General features: G+C 44.9%; 3 protein-coding genes. All 3 read right to left on the bottom strand.

Annotation, left to right across the window (positions count from 1 at the left end):
• Positions 1 to 1,115: 1,115 nt before the first annotated feature.
• The 3 genes from PTE_RS26730 to rtxA (PTE_RS21525) all read right to left on the bottom strand — a co-directional run bounded on the left by PTE_RS26730 (position 1,116) and on the right by rtxA (PTE_RS21525) (position 25,588).
• Positions 1,116 to 5,273, bottom strand: coding sequence for an alpha/beta fold hydrolase (locus PTE_RS26730; protein ID WP_245219085.1), 4,158 nt, complete (start codon positions 5,271 to 5,273; stop codon positions 1,116 to 1,118).
• The gene (gene rtxA, locus PTE_RS26725; protein ID WP_245219084.1) at positions 5,251 to 12,897 is read right to left on the bottom strand and encodes an MARTX multifunctional-autoprocessing repeats-in-toxin holotoxin RtxA; all 7,647 of its coding nucleotides are present in this window, start codon (positions 12,895 to 12,897) and stop codon (positions 5,251 to 5,253) included. The genes PTE_RS26730 and rtxA (PTE_RS26725) overlap by 23 nt, the downstream gene beginning before the upstream one ends.
• Before the next feature lie 685 nt (positions 12,898 to 13,582).
• Positions 13,583 to 25,588 (bottom strand): MARTX multifunctional-autoprocessing repeats-in-toxin holotoxin RtxA, encoded by a 12,006-nt coding sequence (gene rtxA, locus PTE_RS21525; protein ID WP_036850550.1) that lies wholly within the window; start codon positions 25,586 to 25,588, stop codon positions 13,583 to 13,585.
• Between the last annotated feature and the right edge of the window lie 25 nt (positions 25,589 to 25,613).

Raw genomic sequence — 25,613 nt, 5'->3', positions numbered from 1 at the left:
GCCTATTCCGTAGTAAAAAATGCAAGCGGAAAACACAAGTCACTTAATACGTGGCGTTTGGGAGAACAATAAACAACTTCCCGTTGAGTCGAGTGGGAATGAATAACAGAACATTTCGCCCTTTGTATTTTATGACCATAAGATCACGATATTTATCATATTAACATGATAAAAATGTGATGCGCATCACATAAAATAGCTAATTAATCGCTATCAATGCATGGAATTAATAAAAATCTTCGTAAGTTTTTGCCTAATACGGGGGAAATCTAAAACCCCAGAAGCGTTAAGAATATCAATCAGGTGTATTTGGGCTGACAATATATGCTTTGCGTGTTTCTATTTGAATTCAGTGACCGTCTTGACGTAATCTGCGTAGATTTTATTAACACTTTATTTAGTTATTCACAATAGATGATTTCTGTAATTTCAGCTCTTAGACTGACTGGCTCAATAACGGAAAAAGCCGTATTCATTACTTCCTCACTGGGTCATCAATATCAATTCTTTGTTAATTACCCAGTGAAGAAAAATAGACAACCCATTACAAAAGACAATTATTCATTCTATTTTGGAAGAAACATTTAGCAATATTATCTTTCACATCATCACCAGTTGCCGCTAATACTGTTAGTTCCACCAGTTCCGGCGCTCTTTGAACAATAACACCGTTTTTTTAGATACAAAACAGCATCAACTCGACCAATATCCACAACACCATGCAGTCCACCGTATCGATCAATTAACTCCTCTCTGATATAGCAAATCTCATCAAGAGAAATATGGAAAATCATCAGTCGCTCAATTCCCTAAGTTCAGCATCAAATTCGTCAAATATTGCCGTTACGTCCTGCTTTAATTTATTGGCCGCAAACTCACGATATTCAGCCTCCGAAATGAGTACCGCCTTACCAAATGACTTATGGCGAATGATCACTGGCTCACCGGCAAAAATAAACTGAATGCACTCAATGCAGACACGACAGTGACCAAGAACGGGAAATTCAATAGCATACTCAATAACAACTTATTTCTGTTGTTTCAACAAGATGATTGTTCCTTAAGTATGCTATTTACTTTTACAACAACTTTTTACTTACTTATTAGCAAATCAATCAGGCAAATTTTCCTTTTCCCATTGTGGTATCTGTCCACGCCGTTGTAATAGCCGCTTTCGCTTTACTGTCCAGGTTTTCAATAAAACCATTATCACCGACTGTCGGGGAAAAACTGCTCATGGCCTGGATCAAGGAATCAACCGCGTTGTCTGAAAGCGCAGTAAATTCACGCTCTCCTGATCCGTCTTTACGCCCCATCTGAGTCACCAATTTGGCACGATTGCCATTAAAGTAATCATTAAAGGTGACGGAACCCACTGACTCAAATATGCCCTGCTCAGTTCCATCCTGAGTATGACGATTCACTGATAACACCAAATCATATCCACTGCGCTGGAACCACAAGCTTTGCCAGTCAACATCGTTAAAGACAATCATATCTTCTGCGCTGATATCATTAATCTGACTCTCTATCACCTTACTACTGACCACAAAGCTGTCTACGCCCGCGCCCCCCAGGAAACTGTTTTGATACCCCCCCAGTACCAGCAAATCCAACCCCGTACCACCATCAAACTGGCTGAATTTCGAAATGGCGGACGCTATCAGGTGATCATCACCTTCTCCACCATTAATCACTGCATGGTAGCCCATCAGCTTAATCACATCGTTACCTGCGTTGCCATCAATGCGGTTGCCATTACCAAACACTCTGGCAAAGTCATTACCCTCAGCCAATTCAACCCGGTTGTTATTGCCGATGGTCACGGCGTAATCCTGATCTTCCCCAGTATCCACCCGGTTGTAGTTACCGGAAGTCACAACGTAGTCCCGGCCTTTACCAGCATCAATAAAGCCGCCTTCGCCAAAGACAAATGTCTGGTCATTACCCTCACCCATAAAGACATGGTTAATGCGTCCGGCCACCACCGCGGTGTCGTCACCATCACCACCAAACATCCAGTTTTCACGTCCCATCAGGACGCCCAGATCATTGCCTTCGCCCCCCGTAAAGATGTTGGATGTACCAATTGAGTAATAAACGTCATCACCGCGGCCCCCCCAGAAGTTGTTGTTGTCTCCCAGATAAGCACCAAGATCTTTACCGTCACCGCCCCAGTTGAAGTTATAGTTCCCCAACGATACATGGATATCGCTATCCCCTTGCAAATGACCGCTATTACGCAGGAAATCAAATGTTTTCTGTTCCATATTGAGCAGATCTGCTGTCAGATTCTTTTTCAAGTTGGTGACTAACGATTTCATCTCTTCTTGTTTATGTTTACTGAATATTGTCGCAAACAAGTTAGGCAGGTTCAGCGAATTAAAGCCAAATGCACGCTCTGATTGGTCATCAACCTGTGTCTTCCCTCCGTTAATGACAATCGGCGATCTTTTTTCCTGATGTTCATCAGGCGCTTTCTTTTTCAGCCCATGACTCACAAAAAATAATTCCACACTGTCCGCATTCATATTGGCATGTTGTTTTAAACCATCACTTAATTTATCCGGATCAGTGAAGACCCGTAGTTGATCACCACTAAACTTCCCAATCACTTCCAGCATTTCCTGCAACATCGCCTTGCCATCAACACGCTTGCTGGTACGGGAAACAATCCGCCCCTCCGCAGTGTAATCCACACCAAAGATATCCGCTAAGGTGGTATCCGCATTGACACTTGCTAATCGGCCAAGCAGTTTGTTCCTAAGCTGGCGCGGTAAGTCCCGGAGATTATAGGTAAATGTTGTCCGCGCCATACCGGTTGTCGAGTATTGTTGCGTCATTAAACCAAACAGTGAGCCCAGGTTGGTATCCAGAATCGATTGTATATGGTCACCGAACATAAAGTTCCAGCTACCCGTTGTGACCTGAATATCCGCCCCCTGACCACCAACCGCAAAATTGAAGGCCAGCTTTTCATTAGCTTGACGGAATTTATCTGCACGGCTCATTTTGCCGGTATCAATATTGTTGCCGTGACGGCTTAACCATTGGTTGTATTTCTTGTTCAGTACAGCTTCCGTGTCACTTTTTAAGCCACGGCTACTGCGTTCATGTTGCGAATCCAAATCAACCAACGTTTCGTAGTCCACACTGCTGGTTTGATCCAGACCAGACATATCGCGCACAAATTTCTTTGCGCCAGACAGCGTCCACTGCCGATTCTGCGCCGCCAACCAATTCCGCTCTTCACCAGAATGAGCAATGGCTTTCAATACACCAGTAATACGGGCAGCACCATCAAATGGATTAACTAACGGTGGCGTTGGGATTGATTTATCCATCATCACTATCAGGTCATTACTGCGGCCCTGATTGAAGCTGATGTTGCGGTTACCGATAAACATCTGCGCCCCTTCAAACGCTTGATAGCCCCCGATATTGACGCTGTGCTTACTGTTACCATCACCGATGTGAACCATCACATTGTTGTCACCAAAGGCCAGTGATTTAAAACCACCGATCCCGACTTTGACACCCACATTTGAGGTTCCCCAGTTGATCACAGTAAATTCACCATCACCCACGTTCACCTGAATATTACCAGAGTAACTTAGCGGTCTATCTGACTGAGGGTTTGAGCTGACTTCAATCCTGTTTTTGTGCTTCCCCAGTGCAGTGAAAACATTAACATTATCCGCAATTGTCCCTCTACTCACGGCATCAGCGTCCTTGTACCCTACCCTGGAGAGGTTAATATCACTTTCAGCAATGCCACGACGCACTTTTTCTGTGCTGGTCGCCAGTTCACCCTGTTCATTCCAGCGCAATACCAGTTTGTTATCGTCCAGTTTGTTAACCCACTGATTATTTTTATCGCGGGTAAATTTACGGCCTGTCGCGTCAACCGCAACTTCACTGCGACGCGCAGAAACCTCACTGCGAATACCTTGTTCATTTAAGGCAGCAATAAAACGATAGGCAAAACCATCCCGTTTATCATCACTAATCAGTGAGCAACCTACTATACTAATTCGTTCAGGTTCACCCGCCTGGCGAAAGTTTTGTCTGAACTGTTTTAGTTTTATCGCCAGTTCGTCGGCACTGTAGCCACTCAGACGGGTGTTATTTTGAGCTGATTCTTCCCGGCCATGACCGACAATCTGCCAGCGCAATTTGCCTGATAATCTGGTCGGGTCGCCATAAACGACATGATACTTGCCGTCGGAATCAAGTTTAACAACGACGCTGGACTTCGGGTGTTTACCCGCCAGATTGATCACGGCTTTCGCGACAATCGGGTCATTTTCCATTTGAATAATGATATGACCATCAAAACGACTCCCACGGGCTTCACTCTTTTGCGCAAGGTTCTCTATCACATCATGATGTTTATTTTGAACACCAGAGAAAGTCGATACGATTCTGTCTGCATATTGACTCATCAAAGCACTGCTTTCTTCATGACCATAGAAAGTTTGTTCACCCGATACGTGGTAACCGGAAGAGGTCAGCCTCGCACGTAACTTTTCCCCCTCATGGCCCAACACTTGATTGTCAGTCAACAACATGATTGGTGTATTGATCGGCAGACCTTTAAGGTTTTTTTCTACTGAAAACTGCCCATTCATCACTTTTGCCAATGCCCTAGTCATGCCGCCAGGGTTTGGTGTTTCATGCGCGGTTATGGCTTCGTCCATACTCAACATCGGCCTGTCGAGTAACAAACCGGACACGGCTTGATTATTTTGCGCTGCATCGCGGGCAAGATCAGCCGCGACCGATCCACCAATAGAATAGCCATGAATGATGATGTCACCCGGATCAATACCGCGATCTTTCACCAAATACCGGAACATCGTCCGGGCATCTTGATAGAACCCGTTCTCACTCGGCCCACCATCACTGCCACCATAGCCACGCATATTGATGGCAAGCATATCCATGCCTTGTCTTTGATAATGACTTTGGATAGCGCTGGCTTGCTCCTCAGCGGATAAACCTGAACCATGAATAAAAAGCACCACTTTTTTCGTTGCCGTTGTTGAAGGACTACCAGGTTTTACGTCACCCAAATGATAATATCCGGTTAAACGCCCCTGCCCGCCTTTTAGGGTGATTTTGCTTGATTTGCCATTATCAACAGCCGCCTTCAAGCCCGTCCGAGTCTCATCACTGATATGACGGCGATCTTCTTTAAGACCATAAAGTTCGTCGTTAAAGAACCGAGTTATTGGATTTACAGATTCTTTATCCGTGGTTGCGTATCTCATTCCTGATTACCACTGACTCTGAAACGTTATTTTTGCCAGATAACGCTTGTAACGTTTCCACAGGAGAACCACCCTGTTTTTTCTCCAAATCACATTGCCGATAGAGGTGCTGAGTTTTCTCAAAAGCACTATCTAATGCCTGACTTATCCATAGCCTCCCTTTATCTCCGGCGATATCCATCAGGTCCATATAACTGGCTGTGTAGTTTTGCAGTACCTGCCTGCGTTCATCACCCGTCGCCTGTAACGCTTTGTAAACGACCAGACTTTCATTAACTGAATGACCGCCATCAAACACCAGGAACACCAGTGTATTCAGATATCCCTGATCCACCGGGAAAGTCGGATCTTGACTGGCGATATATTTATTGAGATGAACCATGATATTGGTTGAACCAGAAGCCCCCGTCACTACGGAATGTCCTTGCGCCAACGCGTTACGTTCAAGCTCTGTTTCATGTCCGGGCGTCAGAATTCTGCCTGCTGCAACCTTTCTGCCAGACAGAAAGTCTTCGTACCGATCACCCGATGGCTGGTAAGGCAACGCAGTACCGTAATCATTGGTTTTCTGCTCCGTTATCTTCACCTTGTGTGTTACACCAGCCCATTTAGCTAACTGACTGCTGGTCGAACGAGTCTTGTAGATTTCTTCCCGATAGAAAATGTCCCCTTCCGCTTTCCATTGAGATGAACTCAACCCCATGCCATCCACGTTCGACATTTTTACCGCCAGAAACGGTATTTTGATCATTTCAAAGCCGTTATCCACCTTGGTCATCATGGTTTTAAAGTTATCAAAGGTCGGTTGTTGCAGGAATGTAGTCAATTCAGGCACCCGGCTGAACCAAGGGCGAATATCCTTTTGAATGACATTGGCAAAGGCTTGCATTCTGATAGCAATATCACGCACGGGCGCAACAGAAGTATCCCGCATCCATTGTTCAAACTCCTGCACCAGGAATTGACCTGTCCTCCTGGCTGCCGCTATCGCATCCGGTGACACGGTTTTCACCAACTCATGGGCCAACTCTGAATCAAAACGGCGGCCAAATAAGTTATCAATATATTGAGTGGTTGCCTTTTTTCTGTGGGCATCAATCTGTAATGAGCACACCAAAGCATGTAACTCTGGGTATGCCTGTAACTGGGGGGCGGCGTCATTAAATAACCTGATGGTTTTTTTGGATGTCACCTGCCCGGTGAGCCAGAGTTTCCTGGCCCGTTCAACCAAAGGCGTTGCTTCCGGGATATCTGCTTCTTCCAATCGGCTCATGAAAGCAATGAGGCTTTCACTTTCGGTTCTGGGTGCTTCCCGTTCTGCGGCTGAATTCTTTCGGGTCAACGGTGTTATTTGCCATTCAATAAGGCGATCAATATCGTCTTGTGTTACGCCGCCTTTCAGGCCCACAACGCGTCCGATTCCATCAAGTATTATCTGCGGATTAAGTTGTTCAGCATGTTGAGGTGCCACCGTAATCCCAAGGATCCCAACTGATTCAGCTCTCTGGGCTTGCAAGTGCTCAATCATCCGGCCTATCTTACAGCGTACTAAATCCACTTGACTGCTATGCAGGGCAAATGCCTCTGGGTTACGCTGTTGCCAATGAGCAAGTACCTGTTCAAACTGCAATACATGCTCTTCATTAAAATGGGGCATCATTTTTTTGTTGAAAATCTCACGTACTGCGATCTGTGCCAGACTAAGCGGCCTTCTCCGGTCTGATGTTTGATCATCGGGATTGATAAACAGCTTGTTTCCTTCTTTCAATAAATCAAATTTTAGCTTGTCAAATATAACCGAATTATGCTGTTCCCCCTGCGGGTCATTCCCCAACGATTGCAAATTAACACCTGAAATTCGCAAGGATCTTCTGACAAGCTCACCCGAGCTGTTTAAGGTTGGAGCCACCAAGTGGTCAGATTGTGTGTTAGCAAACGTTGATGTATCCAAAACGCCTGTATTTGCTGCGCGAACGCCTACATTTATTTGTAGACGATTGATCGCTTGTTTAGCGCCAGTCAGTACGTGTAGCTTTTCTTCTGTTAAACTTTTGTAGAATTTGGGTTTAACTTCCGGCATAGATTCAGGATCGATATGGCTACCCGTTTCCCCTGCCCCTGCTGATTCGTAGGCTTTGCCAGATAAACCACTACCACCAACACCTGTACGAGCAGGTTTGGAATCGTTCTGCCTGGCCTGTTTGGCATCTGCTTGTGCTTGAACAACTTTACTTTCAGCCGCCGCAGTATCACGCGTCCCCCGATTTTTCGCGTTCTGATATGCAATATTAGCGTCAATTCCAGCTTTTCCGGCCCGCTGTTGCTGCGATAACGCCTCTTCTTTTCTTAATTCTGCTTTTTTCTTGGCGTCCGTAATATCTTGTTTCGCATTGGCACAATGCTGTTCACTTTTTGCTACACCTGTTTCTGACTTCGCAACCGATTTTTCTATTTGTTTTTGGTTATCAGTAACATACTGTTGAATAGTTGTTAATCTTCTCTGTGCAATAAATTTGGTGTAATTCAATTCACCTTGAACACTGTCCAAATATCCGCTAGCAAATTGATTGCGCCACGGGTCACCTGATTCACCATTGTAGTTCGCATAATCACCAAGCGCCTTCAGCCCTTGAGCCATAGAAATCAGTTCGTCAGTCTCCGCCTGTGCTTCTGCTTTTATCGCATCACGCTGCGTCAGCCCACTTCGGTTAAGCGCTTCCTGATCCGTTAATTCCAATTGGGATTGCGATTTCGCAATAGCGGCCAGTTGCTTATCTTTTTCCTGCTCCAGCAGTTGACGATCTTTTTCGGCTTTTTCTTTATCGTTTAACGCATTTTGCGCCGCTTTATCCTGTTTCGCCTGTTCGGTAACAACATCGGTTTGTTGTGAGTGTTTAAATTTCGCAACGACATTGTCTAAGATATAGCCTAATCCATCATCCTGGCCTGTACCCTTAAATTCAATTCGGTTAGTACCCGCTTTTGCCATTAAATCGAGTTTTTGGGTATGCCATATAGCTCGTTCCCCAGAAGCTGAGAATACAGGCTGACCATTCCATAGCACCGTTATTCCATTGTCACTAAGATCACGATTCGTTATATTTGAACGATTCGCAAAATCAAAACTCAGTGAAATCACTTCACCTTCAGACAGGTTTTGCAATTCCTGCGAAATAATGGTGTTTTTATCAACATCAAGCTCACTGACTCGTTCACCATAATCGGCATTATCAAGACCATAAGTACTCGCTGAACCGTATGCCTCAATACCATTGGTTGACTGCCAACCCAAACCACCTTGCTCAAAGTTACCATTAACGATCAGGTTTTCATTCTGGCTTGGCACCGATCTTGTTTTTTGACTCAAGGCGCTTTCTATTGAATCAATATCAGGCCTTTCTACTGCGGTTATAGAACCACTGAGACAACGGCTTAAATCTGAATCTACCGGCGAAATTTCATCCATCTGAAAACCATCGATAGCAGAAACTTCCACTAAGTTAATGGCACCTCTGCCTTTATGTGCCCCAGACGTGTTAGCTTCATCCCCCTGAACCAGATAGTTGATCGCCTGACTGCCTCCCACACCTAACGCAGTCTGTTTGATATTCTCAAAGAGGGAAGCGAGTTTGTTGCTTTCTGCAACAGAAAAACTGTAAAAATCACCGTTACCAATCTTAATCGCCACATTATTGCGGGCATAACAGGCGTTGATACCCAGACCATCACCAATATGAAGATTAGCGTTGCCTTTACCTTTCATGACCGCCACATTAAGACCGTTTCCGACTTTGGTGTTAGCGTTATATTCACCCCACACCACGTTAACTGAAACACCGTCACCCACTTTGGTATTCACATTCAGGTCGCCATGCGTGGCAGTCACATTTAAACCATTCCCCACCGTGGTCGTGATATTGGCTTCGCCTTTCGCAGCAGTCACCTGTATACCATCACCCACTTTGGTGACGACATTTCCTTTACTCCACAACGCATTAAAACTGTCACCCTGACCAATCTGAGTTACTATGTTTGCATCGGCTTTAGCCAGCACCACATTACGTCCATCGCCAACCCGGGTGATAACGTTAGCTTTACCCCAGGCTCCCGTGTAGTCATCACCGTTACCGATATGGGTGATAATATTGGCATCACCCTGAACGACCGTGACTTCCTGCTTATCCCCCACTTTAGCAATGATGTTCGCTTTACCTTTCGCAAAGTTGTAACGATCACCATCACCCACCTGAGTCAGGATATTGGCTTCACCCCAAACGGCGTTCACCCCAGTTCCGTTCCCCACTTTAGTGATGATATTGGCTTTACCTTTGGCGAAACCCACGGTTGTACCATCACCAATGTGCGTCATGACATTACCCACATCGGAAATAAGTAAGCCAACCGTCCTACCTTCTCCCACTTTGGTCAGCATATTGCCTTTGCCAAGCAGTACAGCCGCGGTTGTCGAGTTGCCGACATGAGTGATGACGTTAGCTTTCGCCGCAGCGACAACCCCCATAAAATCATCACCCACTTTGGTGACAATATTGGCCTCTCCCAGCGCCAAAACACCGGTTAATCCATTGCCGGCATGAGTCATGATATTAGCCCGGCCAAACATTGCCGCCAGCGTTGTACCATCACCGACCTTAGTCATGACATTCAGCTCACCAGCAAACAAGCCAATACTGGTGCCATCACCCACATGAGAGTAAATATTGGCTTTACCCACCATCAAGGCAGCCGTCAGATCATCACCAACTTTTGTCAACACATTAGCACCACCGATCATGGCAACAAAGGTATTGCCATCACCCACATGGGTAAAGATATTAGCCTTACCAATCATCGCTGACAGAGCCATGCCATTACCCACTTTGGTGGCGATATTGCCTTTTGCCAGCATCAAGGCAACGCTCATACCATCACCAATATGGGTAAACACATTGCCGGCAGCTATCATCAGTGCTAACGCGTTGCCATCACCCACTTTAGTAAAGATGTTTGCGACGCCACCTATCAACGCCCATGCGTCACCGTTGCCAATATGAGTAAAAATGTTCCCCGCACCAAGCATAGCCGCAATCGCAGTACCATCCCCAACTTTAGTGAAGATGTTGCCGGCGGCTCCCATGACACCCAATGTCTGATCGTCACCGACATGGGTAAACACGTTACCCACCCCAAGCATAGTACCGGTGGTATTGCCGTCGCCTACTTTGGTCAAGATATTGGCGCCCCCCAGCATAACCCCCGTCGTGTTGCCGTCACCAATGTGAGTCAGTACGTTTGTACCGCCACTCATTACCGCCAGTGTATTACCCGACCCTTTTTTGGTGAGGATATTGGCTCCACCCAGTGCTATCGCCGTGGTGTCTGATGTTTCAATTTCATCACTGAGATGAGTGATAATGTTAGCGCCGCCGAGCATACCGGCAACCAGATCACCAGCACCGAGTTTAGTCAGCACGTTAGCGCCACCCAAAAATACCGAGGAGATATCGCCTTTTCCTGCTTGGGTGATGACGTTAAAACCGCCCGCCCCTGACCAGTTCGCATTGCCATGACCTATTTGGGTATGAGTGTTATATCCCCCCAACATCAGTATTCGGCTGTCACCATTGCCTTTGTGGATCGAGATATTGCCATAAGCCAGAAGATGAGCCAGATATCGCCCATCACCAACCCGAACAAGAACATTTACCGCACCGCCAGCATAAACATCCATTTCTCCCCGCTGGCTTTGATGAACAAAGACATTTGCCAAACCTGCCCCACGAAATGTCAGATCGCCCTCTTCACCGCTTTTCACAATAACATTGGCGGCGCCAGCACCTTCAAAATGCGTATTACCGAATTTCGATCTGTGCAAAATAACGTTAGCCGCCCCCGCACCGCTGAAATTAACATCACCGTGCGTCACGCTGGAGGTAATAACATTTCCACCACCCGCACCGCTAAAATAAATATCACCAGAGCTATCACCACTGGTTATTGATGATTTGGTAACATCTTGCTCAGAATAAACTTCAAGACGAGCTAAACGATCAGGAGTACTGTGATCAACATTTAAATCATAGTGAAGATGACTTAATGTATAACCCGCTCCGATTGATCTATAGCCATGAGGATAGGAAAATATTTCATTCGCTAAATGACCAGTATGGTCACCCTTTTTATACCAAGCTTTTGCAATATATTTCAGTTTCCCTGTTTCATAATCATTTGCCAGTTTAATTTCAACCACTTTGGTATAGGGTTGCAAAAAGGCGGCATACACATAAGTATTCGGCAGAGTGTTTGATTTAACCGCGGATACATCAATTTTAGAATCATCCGAAGAGATTGCGTATCCTCCCATTTTGGCATCACCCAGTGTGACATTTTCCGCTTTAATATTGGTATCGTCAGAATAAATCTCCCATTTATTTGGCAATAGATCTTCCTCAATGCCATATATTGTGGTTGTTTGTCGATGTACAAGATTGATATTAGCAAGACTAATAGCGCCTTCATTTTCAATCGGCACAAATCCATTGCTTACGGAAATATTTTCCGCAGCGAGATTCTTAAGATGATCTCCTGTTTTATACCAGGCGGTCGCGTAATAACGGAGCTTACCAGTTTCAGGATTATTCTGAAGCCGCACGGTAATAACTTTGGTATTAACATCATTGGCAAATGCAAACAGATAAGTGTCAGGCTCTATAGTGGATTTAATCGCATTAACTTGCTGAGGCTGCTCAATCCAACGTCCCTCCATTGTTGCCGATGTCATGACAATATCTTTGGCTTGAGCAAACTCTATTTCATTTTCCGCCCCCGTCCGGGTAATTTTATTATAAGCCCCTGCACCAGAGAAATTAATATTACTATGGGCAATATCGGAATAGAGTTTGTTATAGCCACCGGCGCCTTCAAACGTGATATCACCGCGAGTCTGTTCATACACATCTTCACTGTGGCGTATACGCTCAATGCGGTTTGATGCTCCTGCGCCACGTAAGATAATGTTGCCTTCTCTGCCTTTCCGCACGATATGATTATCCGCGCCAGCACCATGGAAAGTGATATCACCACTTTCCATCCGCGAGTTGATACTGTTTGCCGCACCCGCGCCATTAAATGTCACATCACCCTGAGTCCCCTGATAACGGTTAAACCAGGTACGATCAATATCATTAGCTGCCCCTGCTCCGATAAAATACAAATTGCCCCGGTCAGTTTCATGCCATAACTCATTATATCCACCAGCCCCCTTAAAACTGGTGTCACCAGACAAACCTTTACGAACCAGTTTGTTATAGCCAGCAGCCCCCGAATAATATAAATCCCCCGTTTCACCATTATGATCAATGAAAGCAGCACCCGACGCACCGGCAAATGACAGACCACCATTTCCCGTTTTACAAATACCTGCATAACCTGATGCGCCTTTTACCGAAAGTTCACCCTCTGTATGGTATACATCAACCTTAAATGAACCAACGGTAACATTGTCATCCCCGCTATAAGCATAAACTTCACCCCCAACGCCAATCGCAGTAATATCATTACCATCATTATCGTCGTAGTATTTTCCCGTAAAGAAGTACTCTGTACTTCTATTTGATGATTTCCCCATAAATAATCCTTTAATTTATCGTTTAGGTTAAGCAGAAAACCACCGCACTTAATGGATGAGCGGTTATTTTTAATATTCAAACTCTCATGAAATAGTACAAACTTTACAAATTTTTAACAGTAAGAAATTAAATAAAGAGAAAAAACCACTATTAAAATTAACATTAGAGATTGTTTACACGAATTTATCAGACATGCTTTTTCCAAAAGTAATTTATTAATAAAGCGCGTATAATAAGGAAAACACTAAGTTCAGATAGGTTTCAAACTGACGCATCTATAAACATTTTCAAATAAATCCATCGAATAGAATAAATAAAAAACCCAAAAAGATATTTAACGCAGATGTTTTTTTCCACAAGAACATGGAAAATACAGATAAGATAATAAAGTCACTTCTAAACTAAGATACAACTTTTCATTAATTACGATCAATTATTTCATTCCATTCCCATGAAAATATTGAGGATTATAACCATTAAAACAATATAAGTAAATGAGATAATATCATCATACTTTTTTAGTCAAAAAACAATAATAACGAATAGAATTAATTAATAAAAATAACGATTGGTCAGTGAGCAATCTACAATATAATCGGCATTCGTATTCAGCAGTAAAATAATGGCTTACCGATTCTGTGAGCCATTCTTATTACTCATTTTACTTTTATTATCGAAAATTAATTACGCAAATTTCGCCTTGCCAATAGTGGTATCTGTCCACGCCGTTGTAATAGCAATTTTGGCTTTACTGTCCAAATTCTCAATAAAACCATTATCACCCACGGTAGGTGTAAAACTACTCATTGCCTGGATCAAGGAATCAACCGCGTTATCTGAAAGCGCAGTAAATTCACGCTCTCCCGATGCGTTCTTATCACTCATCTGAGCCACCAATTTGGCACGATTGCCATTAAAGTAATTATTAAGGGTGACTGAACCTACTGATTCAAATATGCCCTGAGCAGTTTTATCTTGCGTATGACGGTTCACTGATAACACCAAATCGTATCCGCTGCGTTGGAACCACAAGTTTTGCCAGTGAATATCGTTAAAAACGATCATATCTTCTGCATTGATATCATTAACCCGATTATCAATCACATCTCCGCTGACGACAAAACTGTCTACGCCTGTACCGCCTTTGAATTCGTTCTGATAACCACCCAATACCAGCAGATCCTGACCATCACCGCCATCAAACTGGCTGAACTTCGAAATGGTTTCCGCTATCAGATGGTCATCGCCTTCTCCACCATTGATAACCGTATGGTAGCCCATCAGCTTAATGCTATCGTTGCCTGAATTACCGTCGATCCGATTGTCATTACCAAACACTCTGGCAAAATCATTCCCTTCACCCAACTCAACCCGGTTGTTATTGCCGATGGTCACGGCATAATCCTGATCTTCCCCAGTATCCACCCGGTTGTAGTTGCCGGAAATCACAACGTAGTCCCGGCCTTTACCAGTATCAATAAAGCCACCTTCGCCAAAGACAAATGTCTGGTCATTCCCCTCACCCATAAAGACGTGGTTAATGCGTCCGGCCACCACCGCGGTGTCGTCACCATCACCACCAAACATCCAGTTTTCACGTCCCATCAGGACACCCAAATCATTACCTTCACCGCCCGTAAAGATGTTAGATGTGCCAATTGAGTAATAAACGTCATCACCGCGGCCTCCCCAGAAGTTGTTGTTGTCTCCCAGATAAGCGCCAAGATCTTTACCGTCACCGCCCCAGTTGAAGTTGTAGTTACCTAATGATATGTGGATATCACCATCCCCTTGCAGATGACCACTATTACGCAGGAAATCGAATGTTTTCTCCTGCATATTGAGCAAATCAGCCGTCAGATTCTCTTTTAGATTGGTCACTAGCGACTTCATCTCTTCTTGCTTGTCTTTGCTAAATATCGTCGCAAACACGTTAGGCAGATTCAGTGAATTAAAGCCAAATGCACGCTCTGGTTTGGTGTTGCCAGTAGCCAAAATGCCGGTTTGATCATTTTCAGTATTAGCTACCGAAACCTGACCTTCTTGACTTTCATCAACAGTTTTCTCTTTCAAACCATGACCTTCCGCAAATGATCTGATCCCATCCTTACCCATGTTGAGATGAGATTTCAGACTGTCGAGCAGTTTATCAGGATCAGTGAAGGCTTGCAGTTGTTCACCACTGAATTTCCCAATGACTTCAATCATCTCTTTCAGAATAGCCACGCCATCCACAGGCTCGCCTGTGCGGGAAACAATCCGGCCATCCGCGGTGTAATCCACACCAAAGATATCGGCTAAAGTGGTATCTGCTCCCACTCCCGCTAATCGACCAAGTAGTTTGTTTTTAAGCTGACGAGGCAGATCCTGCGGATTATAGGTAAAAGGTGTCTGTGCCAAACCCGTCGTTGAGTATTGTTGCGTCATTAAGCCAAACAACGAACCCAGATTAATATCCAGAATCGACTGAATATTGTCACCGAACACAAAGTTCCAGTTCCCGGTCGTAACCTGAATATCTGCCCCTTTACCACCTACCGCAAAGTTAAAAGCCAGTTTCTCATTGGCCTGACGCAATTTATCCGCACGGCTCATTTTACCCATATCGGCGCTATTACCATGACGACTTAGCCACTGGTTAAATTTCTTATTCAGGGCCGCTTCAGTATCACTTTTCAGGCCACGGCTGCTACGTTCATACTGAGAATCCAGCTCAACCAGTGTCTTATAATCCACACTGCTGGTTTGATCTAAGCCAGACATATCCCGAACAAATTTCTTTGCGCCGGCGATTGTCCATTGCTGATCTTGTGCCGCTAGCCAATCCTGCTCTTCACCAGAATAAGCAATGTCTTGTAATACGCCAGAAATACGTGCCGCACCATCAAATGGATTAACCAATGGTGGCGTTGGGAGGGATTTATCCATCATCACAATTAGGTCATTACTGCGTCCTTGGTTAAAACTGACGTTACGATTACCAATAAACATTTGCGCTCCCTCAAGCGCCTGATAACCCGCAATATCGACGCTGTGTTTACTATCACCATTGCCGATGTGCACCATCACATTATTATCCCCGAAGGCCAATGATTTAAAGCCACCCGTCCCTACTTTGATACCAATGTTCGATGTTCCCCAATTGAGCGCAGTAAATTCACCCTTCCCCACATCCACCTGAATATTACCAGAGTAACTTAGCGGGTTATTCGATATATGATTTGAGTCAACTTCAATTTTATTTTTGCGCTCCTCTGGTGCCGCGAAAATATCTGCATTATCCACAATCGCACCTTTAGCTGGCGTATCTACATCCGCTATACCGACACGAGAGAGATTGATGTCGCTTTCAGCAATACTGCGACGCACCCGCTCTGAATGCGTTTCAAGTTCGCCTCGTTCATTCCAATTCAATACGATTTTGTTATCAATCAGGCTGTTAACCCATTGATTATTTTCATTTCGCGTAAATTTACGGCCAGTGACATCAACGGCAACTTCACTACGACGAGCTGAAACCGCCGTGTGGATATCTTGCTCTTTTAACGCAATGATAAAGTGGCGGGCAAAACCATCTCGTTTGTCATCCTCAATTAGCGAACAGCCCACGAGGCTAATGTGGTCTGGTTTACCCGCCTGACTAAAGTTCTGGGTGAATTGTTTTAGTTTTATTGCCAGCTCATCCGCACGGTAGCCACTCAGACGAGTGTTATTCTGCTCTGATTCGCTACGACCATGCCCCACAAGCTGCCAACGTAATTTGCCTGATAATTTAGCCGGATCACCATAAATAACTCGGTATTGTCCATCAGAATCAAGCTGAACAACCACACTAGAATCCGGGTGTTTACCCGCCAGATTTGCCGCTGCTTTAGTTGCTACAGGGTCATCCTCCATCTGGAAAATGATCTGACCATCAAAACGAGTCTCGCGGCCATCGGTTTGTGGTGTCACCGCCACTGTTTGCCAGAGATTAACAGGTTTGTGAACTAACTCTGCCGCTGATGTTGCTTGCAAGCTATTAAGCAAAGGATCTCGCACCCCATCCTTGGTAATAAGTTTATTCAGTAATGGAGTGCCATCACTCTCCATGACGACCGTTTCCAATGCCTTATTTTTGCCCGATAAAGCGGCTAACTCTTCCACGGGAGAGTGGCTTTGTTTTTTCGCTATTACTTCAAGCTGAGCTTCTTGAAGCACCTGAGCATAATTAAACAACTCAGTTGGCGTCCAGGTACCAAACTTTGGCAGCCACTTATGACCGACAAGTTTCTCTGCCCCCCCTGCTTTTAATACTCTGGCAATGATGCTTGAACAGTTATTCGTCAGCAATTGATAATGTTCATTAGGATCGCTGCTGATTTTATTCCATTCCGCCTGCATTGCCGCCACATCCAGACCTTCAAGGTTAATGCGGAATACGCGCCCTTGATCGGCTTCGCTGATTTTAAAGTCCCGAATATTCTTCAACTCTCGATCTTTAAATTCACGAATGACATTAGCAACACGTTTTTCTGCCAGTTGAGGGTCTTGTACATTTTTATCGGCTTGATATCGCAGTTCTTCCGCAAAAAGTCTGCCAACATCTGCCATCTCATATTGGCGATCATTCCACATTTCAACAAATGGCTGGTATATCTGCTCAGAAATACCGGCTGATTGCAGCAACGCAGGATTTTCCAATGCCATCATAGCAAAGCCTTCAGTAACATCTTTGAAGGTGATATCTACCCCTTGTGCGAATTGCAGCTTTTCAATGAAACGTTGTAATTTACGATCACCATCTTCCAGACCAAACTTATCATGCTCTTCGAAGGCGACATCTGCTTCAAGCGTTCTATGGTTCAACGAAGGCCACCAACTGACATAATTTTTCTCATTGATAGCGCCTGCATCGTCCGCATTAATATGCGCTCGTCCCTGACCAATTTGCATGGCGACGTGCCCTAACTGGCTATGATCGCTTGGTTTCCAAACAAACAGTGTGGCACTTATTGGAGATAAATGCTGTTCAATCGCCTGATGGATCTTTCTTAAACCAGAGACATCAATACCTTTACCATCGTTCGATAAATCGCTGGCTTTCAGATTCGAGAAGACGGCATCTGAAACATCTTGACCATATTCTTTAATAACCGCTGCTTTGACTTGCTCAACCGCTTTATCAAAATTTTCCGCTTTCTGGTTAATATGAGTATTTGCCTTACCCCGAGTGACAAAATCGCCATTTTCATCAACATAAAAGTGTTTTGAATCCTTAAGATTGGCACTGCCAAGCTTATCATACAGACTACTGAAATCGCCTTGTTCTGGGATTCTCACAGTGGATTCAGCAAGCACCATCGACTCTTCAAAGCGCGTGTCAATTTGAGACAACAAGTCCTTCATTGCGGGTACACGACCTGAGTCAGGATGACCTAAGAGATAACCTTCAACCTGTTGGCGCAAATCGGATAATTTTCCAATCACATCCAATTCATCGTCTTTTCTTCCTTGTCGGGCATTCTGATAACTCTCTAATGCATCAATTACTTTTTGGTAACTGTCACCACGAGTTTTACCTGCAACAGATGCGACTGCCTGGAACTCACTCACCGACATCAATTTTGGCACGGGTTTCCAGATGCCATTCACTTTCTCAGTAAGAATTCGGGTGTGTCCTTGATGATGAGATATAATCCGATCTTCAATGAAATATAACTCATCAGGTAACTGTGCATAATTGTCATAATTAGCCAGAATAAAACGTTCAACTGCTTTAAGCAGATTATTACTGGTCGTATTTTTTACAATAATTCGCTTAAATTCATTGCCATTACCTGGCCACGCACGCACCTCAAATCCTTCATCACTCTTTTGCACTAATAAGTTACGTTCTGTACGTAATCCATAAAACGGCAATGCCTGATTTAGCATAGTGTCGATAGCACTGAGCTTAATGTCGAGCTCAACAACGGTATCGGCTTTATAACCACCGGGGTTAACCGCCAGCCGTTTTTTCTGCTCTTCAATAGTCAACGCATCAAAGCGCGTCTGCACAGTAATACCCGGTTTGGTTAAGTTGCGGCCAATAGATTCTATAGGCCGCCCTGCATATTCACTTGCCGGCTTATCTAGCAATCGAATTTCACCCACTAATCCTTCACGTTGCAATTTACGCAATACAGGTAATTCAACATTCCAGAAATAGTTACCAAGACGTAAGCCGCCTTCAGAGATCAGATAAACATCACCACGTGATCCTGCGGCATAGATGGAACTCCAGAAACCGGTGTTGCTATATGCAGCAGCATTAATTGCCGATCTTAACGCTTTATGTTCATTATTTTCAGGATCGGCAAGGTACATAATTCCCCAGCGCATGAGTTGTTTATTAAGTTGAATCGCAAAGGCGTTTCCTTGCACATCAACATCGTAAACAATTTTTTTACCATCCGGTTGTGCTGCCTCAAGAACATCTCTATGTCTTCTAAAACTCTTCCCGGACCAGAATGAAACAATACTCTTATCATCGCGGACAGGTTCAAAGCTATAGCCATAGCGATCCAGTTTTGCAATAAACTCAACGCGTTTATCCCAGTCATAATCCAGCGTCGCGTCAACAAACAGTTTCGCTAAAGATGCAGCTTCATCCTCCGGTACTTTCTCCGATACTTTGTTTTTGGTGTTAGTGTTGGCATTCCGAATATACTTTTCAACAAAAGTCACCATCCGCTGCCTGGTTTTATCGGAAATATCTGCACTAACGCGCTTAAATCCAGGAACAGGAATATATTCGTCCCGCGTATCAACATTACCATTATCAAGCCAACGGTAAATGTGGGCGATTTTTTGTGCCCGACTTAGTACGGAAGAATCGATCGCCCTCTTTTTACTTCCACCTAATCCTTCCAGATTAATACCCGAAATTATCGGCGCTTTTCTGATGAGTTCACGCGTCTGATGTGAAGGCGGTACCACAATGCGGTCAGATTGTGTTTCAACAGACTGCGGAGTAAGCGAAACACCGGTATTTTTTGCACGCCTTCCCGCGTTGATCTGCAACCGATTTACGGCTTGTTTAGCACTCGCCAATGCTTGCAGTTCTTCTTCGGTCAGTCCTTGATAATATCTGTTTCTCGCTTCTGGCATCGATTCAGGATCAATATGGCTGCCGGTTTCTCCTGCGCCTGTTGACTCGTAGGCTTTTTCTCCTGATAAGCCGCTGCCACTTGCTCTAATGCGATCAGGCCTGGAATCGCTCAGTTTTGCCCCTTTAGCATCAGCTTGGGCCTGAGCCGCTTTACTTTCCGCCGCCACGGTATCACGCTTACCACGACTTTCAGCATCCTGATAGGCTATCTTAGCGTTATCCTTCGCCTTTTCTGCCTGCTGCTGCTGTGAAAGTGCTTCTTCTTTTCTCTGATCTGCTTTGAGTTGCGCATCTACACCATCAAGAATTGCCTTATCACGATTTTGTTTACCTTTTTCCACACCAGCTTCTGATAGCACAACGGCATCTTTTACTTTTTGCTGTGTACCAATCGTATCCCAATGTATATCTGCCAGCCGTTTTTCTAATGTTGGCTTGATGTCATCTAGCTGTTTCTGGACGTCCTCAGAGATTCCACCCGCATAGTCAAGATAATGGCTATCTAACTCACGACTATCATCAGTCTCATCTTTAAGTTCTTTAAATCTGTCAGCAATTACATTCAGCTCTTCAGTCACCGCTTGAGCTTCTTCTTTTATCGCCCCACTCTGTGCTTGCCCATTCTGGTTAAGCGCTTCTTGATCCGTTGCTGCCAATTGAGATTTCGATTTTTCAATCGCAGCCAGTTGCTTATCTTTTTCTTCTTCTAAGAGCCGGCGATCTTTTTCAGCTTTTTCTTTATCGCTTAACGCATTTTTGGCCGCTTGGTCTTGCCTGGCATGTTCAGTCACACTGTTGGTTGGCAATGTACCTATAGATTTTGCAACAACGTTATCCAAGATATAGCCTAACCCATCATCCCGGCCCGTCCCTTTAAATTCGATTCGATTAGTGCCTTCTTGTGCCGTTAATTGCAGTGTCTTATTTTGCCATGCAGCTTCGCCACCAGACGTTGAGAAGATACTTTCGCCGTTCCAGAGCACCGCCATACCCTCTTCTGGAGAAAGACCTGAACGTTTTGCAAAGTCAAAGTTCAGTGAAACAACTTCACCTTCAGACAGATTTTGCAATTCCTGCGAAAGCGTGGTGTTAACATTCACATCAAGTTCACTGACTCGCTTTCCATGACCGGTATTATCAAGCCCGTAGCTACTTGCCGCATTATAGGCTTCAACACCATGAGTTGACTGCCAACCTTGATTACCTTGTTCAAAGTCACCATTGACGATCAGATTTTCGTTCCTCTCTGATACCAATCGATTTTTTCGATTCAACGAGCCTGCTAAGGCGCTTTCTATTGAGTCAATATCAGGCATTTCTACCGCTGTCACAGAACTACTCAGGCGATTGCTTAAATCCGAACCAACTTGATCAATTTCCTCCATCTTAAAACCATCAATGGCAGAAACTTCCACTAAGTTAATTGCACCTCTGCCTTTATGGGTTCCCGATGTGTTAGCTTCATCCCCCTGAACCAGGTAGTTGATCGCCTGACTGCCACCCACACCGAGTACAGTCTGTTTGATATTGTTGAAAAAAGAGTCGAGTTTGTTGCTTTCAGTATTACTCGATGCCACAGCCAAGCTGTAAAAATCGCCGTCACCAATCTTAATTGCCACATTATTACGCGCATAAGAGGCATTAACGTATAAGCCATGACCAACCTGAATATTGGCATTACCTTGGCCTTTCATTGCCGCAACATTAAGACCATTGCCAACTTTGGTATTAATATTGTACTTACCCCAAGCCACGTTAACCGAGACACCATCACCCACCTGGGTGTTAATGTTAGCGTCACCATAAGCAGCAGTTACACTTAAGCCATTTCCTACTGTCGTCGTTACATTAGCTTTACCTTTTGCCGCCGTCACCTGCATACCATCACCTACTTTGGTGACGATATTGCCTTCGCTCCACAAGGCATTAAAACTCTCTCCCTTGCCTACCTGAGTGACAATGTTGGCCTTACCTTTGGCAAGTACCACATTACGCCCGTCACCGATTTTAGTGATAACATTGGCTTCGCCCCAAGCGCCGGTGTAATCATCACCGTTACCGACATGGGTGATCATGTTGGCATCACCTTGAACCACGGTGACTTCTTGCCCATCACCCACTTTGGTAATGATGTTCGCTTTACCTTTCGCGAAGTTGTAACGGTCGCCATTTCCCACTTGGGTTAGGATATTCGCCTCACCCCAAGCCGCATTCACCCCGGTGCCATCTCCAATTTTGGTAATAAGATTGGCTTTACCTTTGGCAAAACCCACCGTCGTGCCATCTCCAACATGTGTCATCACGTTACCCACATCGGAAATAAGCAGGCCGACTGTGGTACCGTCTCCCTCTTTGGTCAGAATATTGCCTTTGCCAAACAGGATACCTGCGGTTGTCGCGTTGCCGATATGCGTAATGACGTTCGCTTTCGCCACCGCAACAACTCCCATGAAATCATCACCCACTTTGGTAACAATATTGGCTTCACCCAATGCTAATACGCCAGTTAAGCCATTGCCGACATGAGTCATGATATTGGCTTTACCAAACATGGCCGCCAGCGTTTTACCCTCACCGACTTTGGTCATCACGTTCAGTTCACCGGCAAATAAGCCAATACTGGTGCCATTACCCACATGCGAGTAGATATTAGCTTTACCTACCATTACAGCGGCGGTCAGGTTATTACCGACTTTTGTTAGCACATTGGCACCACCAATCATGGCAGCAAAGGTATTGCCATCCCCTACATGGGTAAAAATATTGGCTTTGCCGATCATCGCCGCCAGGGTCATGCCATTACCCACTTTAGTTGCTATATTGCCTTTTGCCAGCATCAGGGCAACACTGGTGCCATCCCCAATATGAGTAAACACATTACCTGCGGCTACCATCAATGCCAGCCCATTACCGTCACCCACTTTAGTAAAGACGTTTACTGCGCCGCCCATTAACGCCCAGGCATCCCCTTTGCCGACATGGGTAAACAGGTTGCCTGCGCCAATCATGGCCGCAATCGATGTACCATCCCCAACTTTAGTGAAGATATTTCCTGCCGCTGCCATCACGCCCAATGTCAAACCGTCACCAACATGGGTTAACACGTTGCCCATGCCGAACATGATGCCGGTCGTGTCACCATGTCCGACTTTGGTCAGAATATTGGCACCACCCAACATCACGCCCGTTGTGTTACCGTCACCAATATGCGTGAGGACGTTTGCACCACCGCCCATGACAGCCTGTGCATTACCTTTCCCTTTTTTGGTGAGAATATTGGCGCCACCCAACACAATTGCGGTGGTATTTGAGGTTTCAGTTTCATCACTGATATGCGTGATAATGTTAGCGCCCCCGAACATACCCGAAACCAGATCTCCGGTACCAAGCTTAGTTAGTACATTGGCGCCACCTAAAAGTACTGAGGAGATAGCCCCTTTTCCTGCTTGGGTGATAACGTTAAAGCCACCAGCCCCGAACCAGTTCGCGCTGCCATCACCTATTTGGGTATGCGTGTTGTATCCGCCCAACATTAGCACCCGGCTGTCACCGTTGCCTTTGTGGATTGAGATATTGCCATAGGCCAGAAGATGAGCCAGGTATCGTCCATCCCCGACCCGCACGAGAACATTTACGGCACCACCCGCGTAAACCTCCATTTTCCCGCTCTGACCTTGGTGAACGAGGACATTGGCTAAACCCGCACCACGGAATGTCAGATCGCCCTTTTCACCACTTTTTACAATGACATTGGCTGCACCCGCACCATCAAAATTCGTATCACCGAATTTTGAGCCATGCAAAATGACGTTTGCCACCCCTGCGCCTTTAAAATTAACATTTCCCTGCGTGACATTAGATTTAATAACGTTTCCACCACCCGCGCCGTTAAAATTAATGTAACCACTGCTTGTGAATGACTCTACCAAGTCTTTCTGACTATATTCTTCGCTATGGACTAATCGATGGGAAATACGGCGCACTGTATTGGCGCTATATTGAAGCTGGCTTAACGTGTAGCCGTGGCCAATAGAGGTATATCCATTATCATAGGAAAACTGTTCATTGGCCAAATTACCCGTATGATCGCCTGTTTTGTACCATGTTGTTGCTTTGTATTTCAGTTGCCCGGTATCAAAATCATTTTTCAACTGAACTTCAACCACTTTGGTATATGGCCCCATCACTTTGGCATACACATAAGTATTGGATCGACGGTTCGATTTGACTGCAAAAACATCAACTTTGCTACCATCAGAAGAGATCGCATATCCCCCCATTTTGGCATCACCTAACGAGATATCCTCTACTTTAACCACGATGCCACCCGCATAGGTTACCCACTGATCTATCAATAGGTTTTCCTCAACAGCATGAATCTTGACGGGTTGCTGATGCTCAAAGAGCAAACTGGAGAGACGGTAAGCGCCATTAGTGTTTACAGCGGTAAATCCATTGCCTGACGAAATATCTTTCGCCGCAAGATTTTCAAGGTGATTGCCTGCTTTATACCAAGAAGTAGCGTGATAACCGAGCCTACCGGTTGTGGGATTATTTTGCAGCCGAACTTTACTGATCTTAGTGTACATTTTGTCAGCAAACGCAAAAAGATAGGTATCCGGTTCGATAGTTGATTTAATTCCTGTGACTTGCCTAGATTCCTGGATCCAGCTTCCTCCCATCGTTGCCGTCGTCAATACTATCTCTTCAGATTTAGCAAATTCCAGTGTCTCACCATAGAAATCGCTATTCGTGCCTACTCTGGTGATTTCATTGTAAGCACCGGCACCGGAGAGATTAATATTGCCATGTGCGACATCAGAATAGAGTTTGTTATAACCCCCTACACCCTCAAAAGTAATATCACCACGCGTCTGTTCATACCCATCTCTATTTTGGCGTATACGCTCAATTCGATTCGATGCCCCAGCACCACGTAAAATAATGTTACCTTCTTTACCTTTAAGTACGATGTGATTATCAGCACCGGCCCCGTTGAATGTAATGTTACCGCTTTCTACTCGTGAGCTAATGCTGTTTGCAGCGCCTGCGCCATTAAAAGTCACATTTCCCCGTGATCCTTGATAACGGTCAAACCAGGTGCGGTCAATGTGATTAACAGCCCCCGCGCCGGCAAAATATAAATCTCCTCGGTTAGTTTCATGCCATAACTTATTGTATCCTCCGGCTCCTTTAAAATTTGTATCGCCAGACAAACCTTTACGAACCAGTTTGTTATAGCCAGCAGCGCCCGAATAATTTAAATTTCCCGTATCACCTGTATGATTAATAAAAGCCGCACCGGCTGCCCCCGCAAACGACAGACCGCCATTTCCCGTTTTACTAATGCCGGTGTAGCCTGAAGCTCCCTTTACTGAAAGGTCACCATCTGTATGGTATACATCGACTTTAAATGAACCAACAGTAACATCATCATTTCCGCCATAAGCATAAACTTCACCACCAACACCAATAGCAGTAATATCATTACCATCATTATCGTCGTAGTATTTCCCCGTAAAGAAGTACTCTGTACTTCTATTAGATGATTTCCCCATTAGAAAGCCTTTAAATAATAATATA

This window comes from Photorhabdus khanii NC19, assembly GCF_000517265.1.
In the GTDB taxonomy this organism is placed as follows: domain Bacteria; phylum Pseudomonadota; class Gammaproteobacteria; order Enterobacterales; family Enterobacteriaceae; genus Photorhabdus; species Photorhabdus khanii.
The sequence above is the reverse complement of the archived record's forward strand: the minus strand, read 5'-3'. Positions and strand labels throughout refer to the sequence as shown.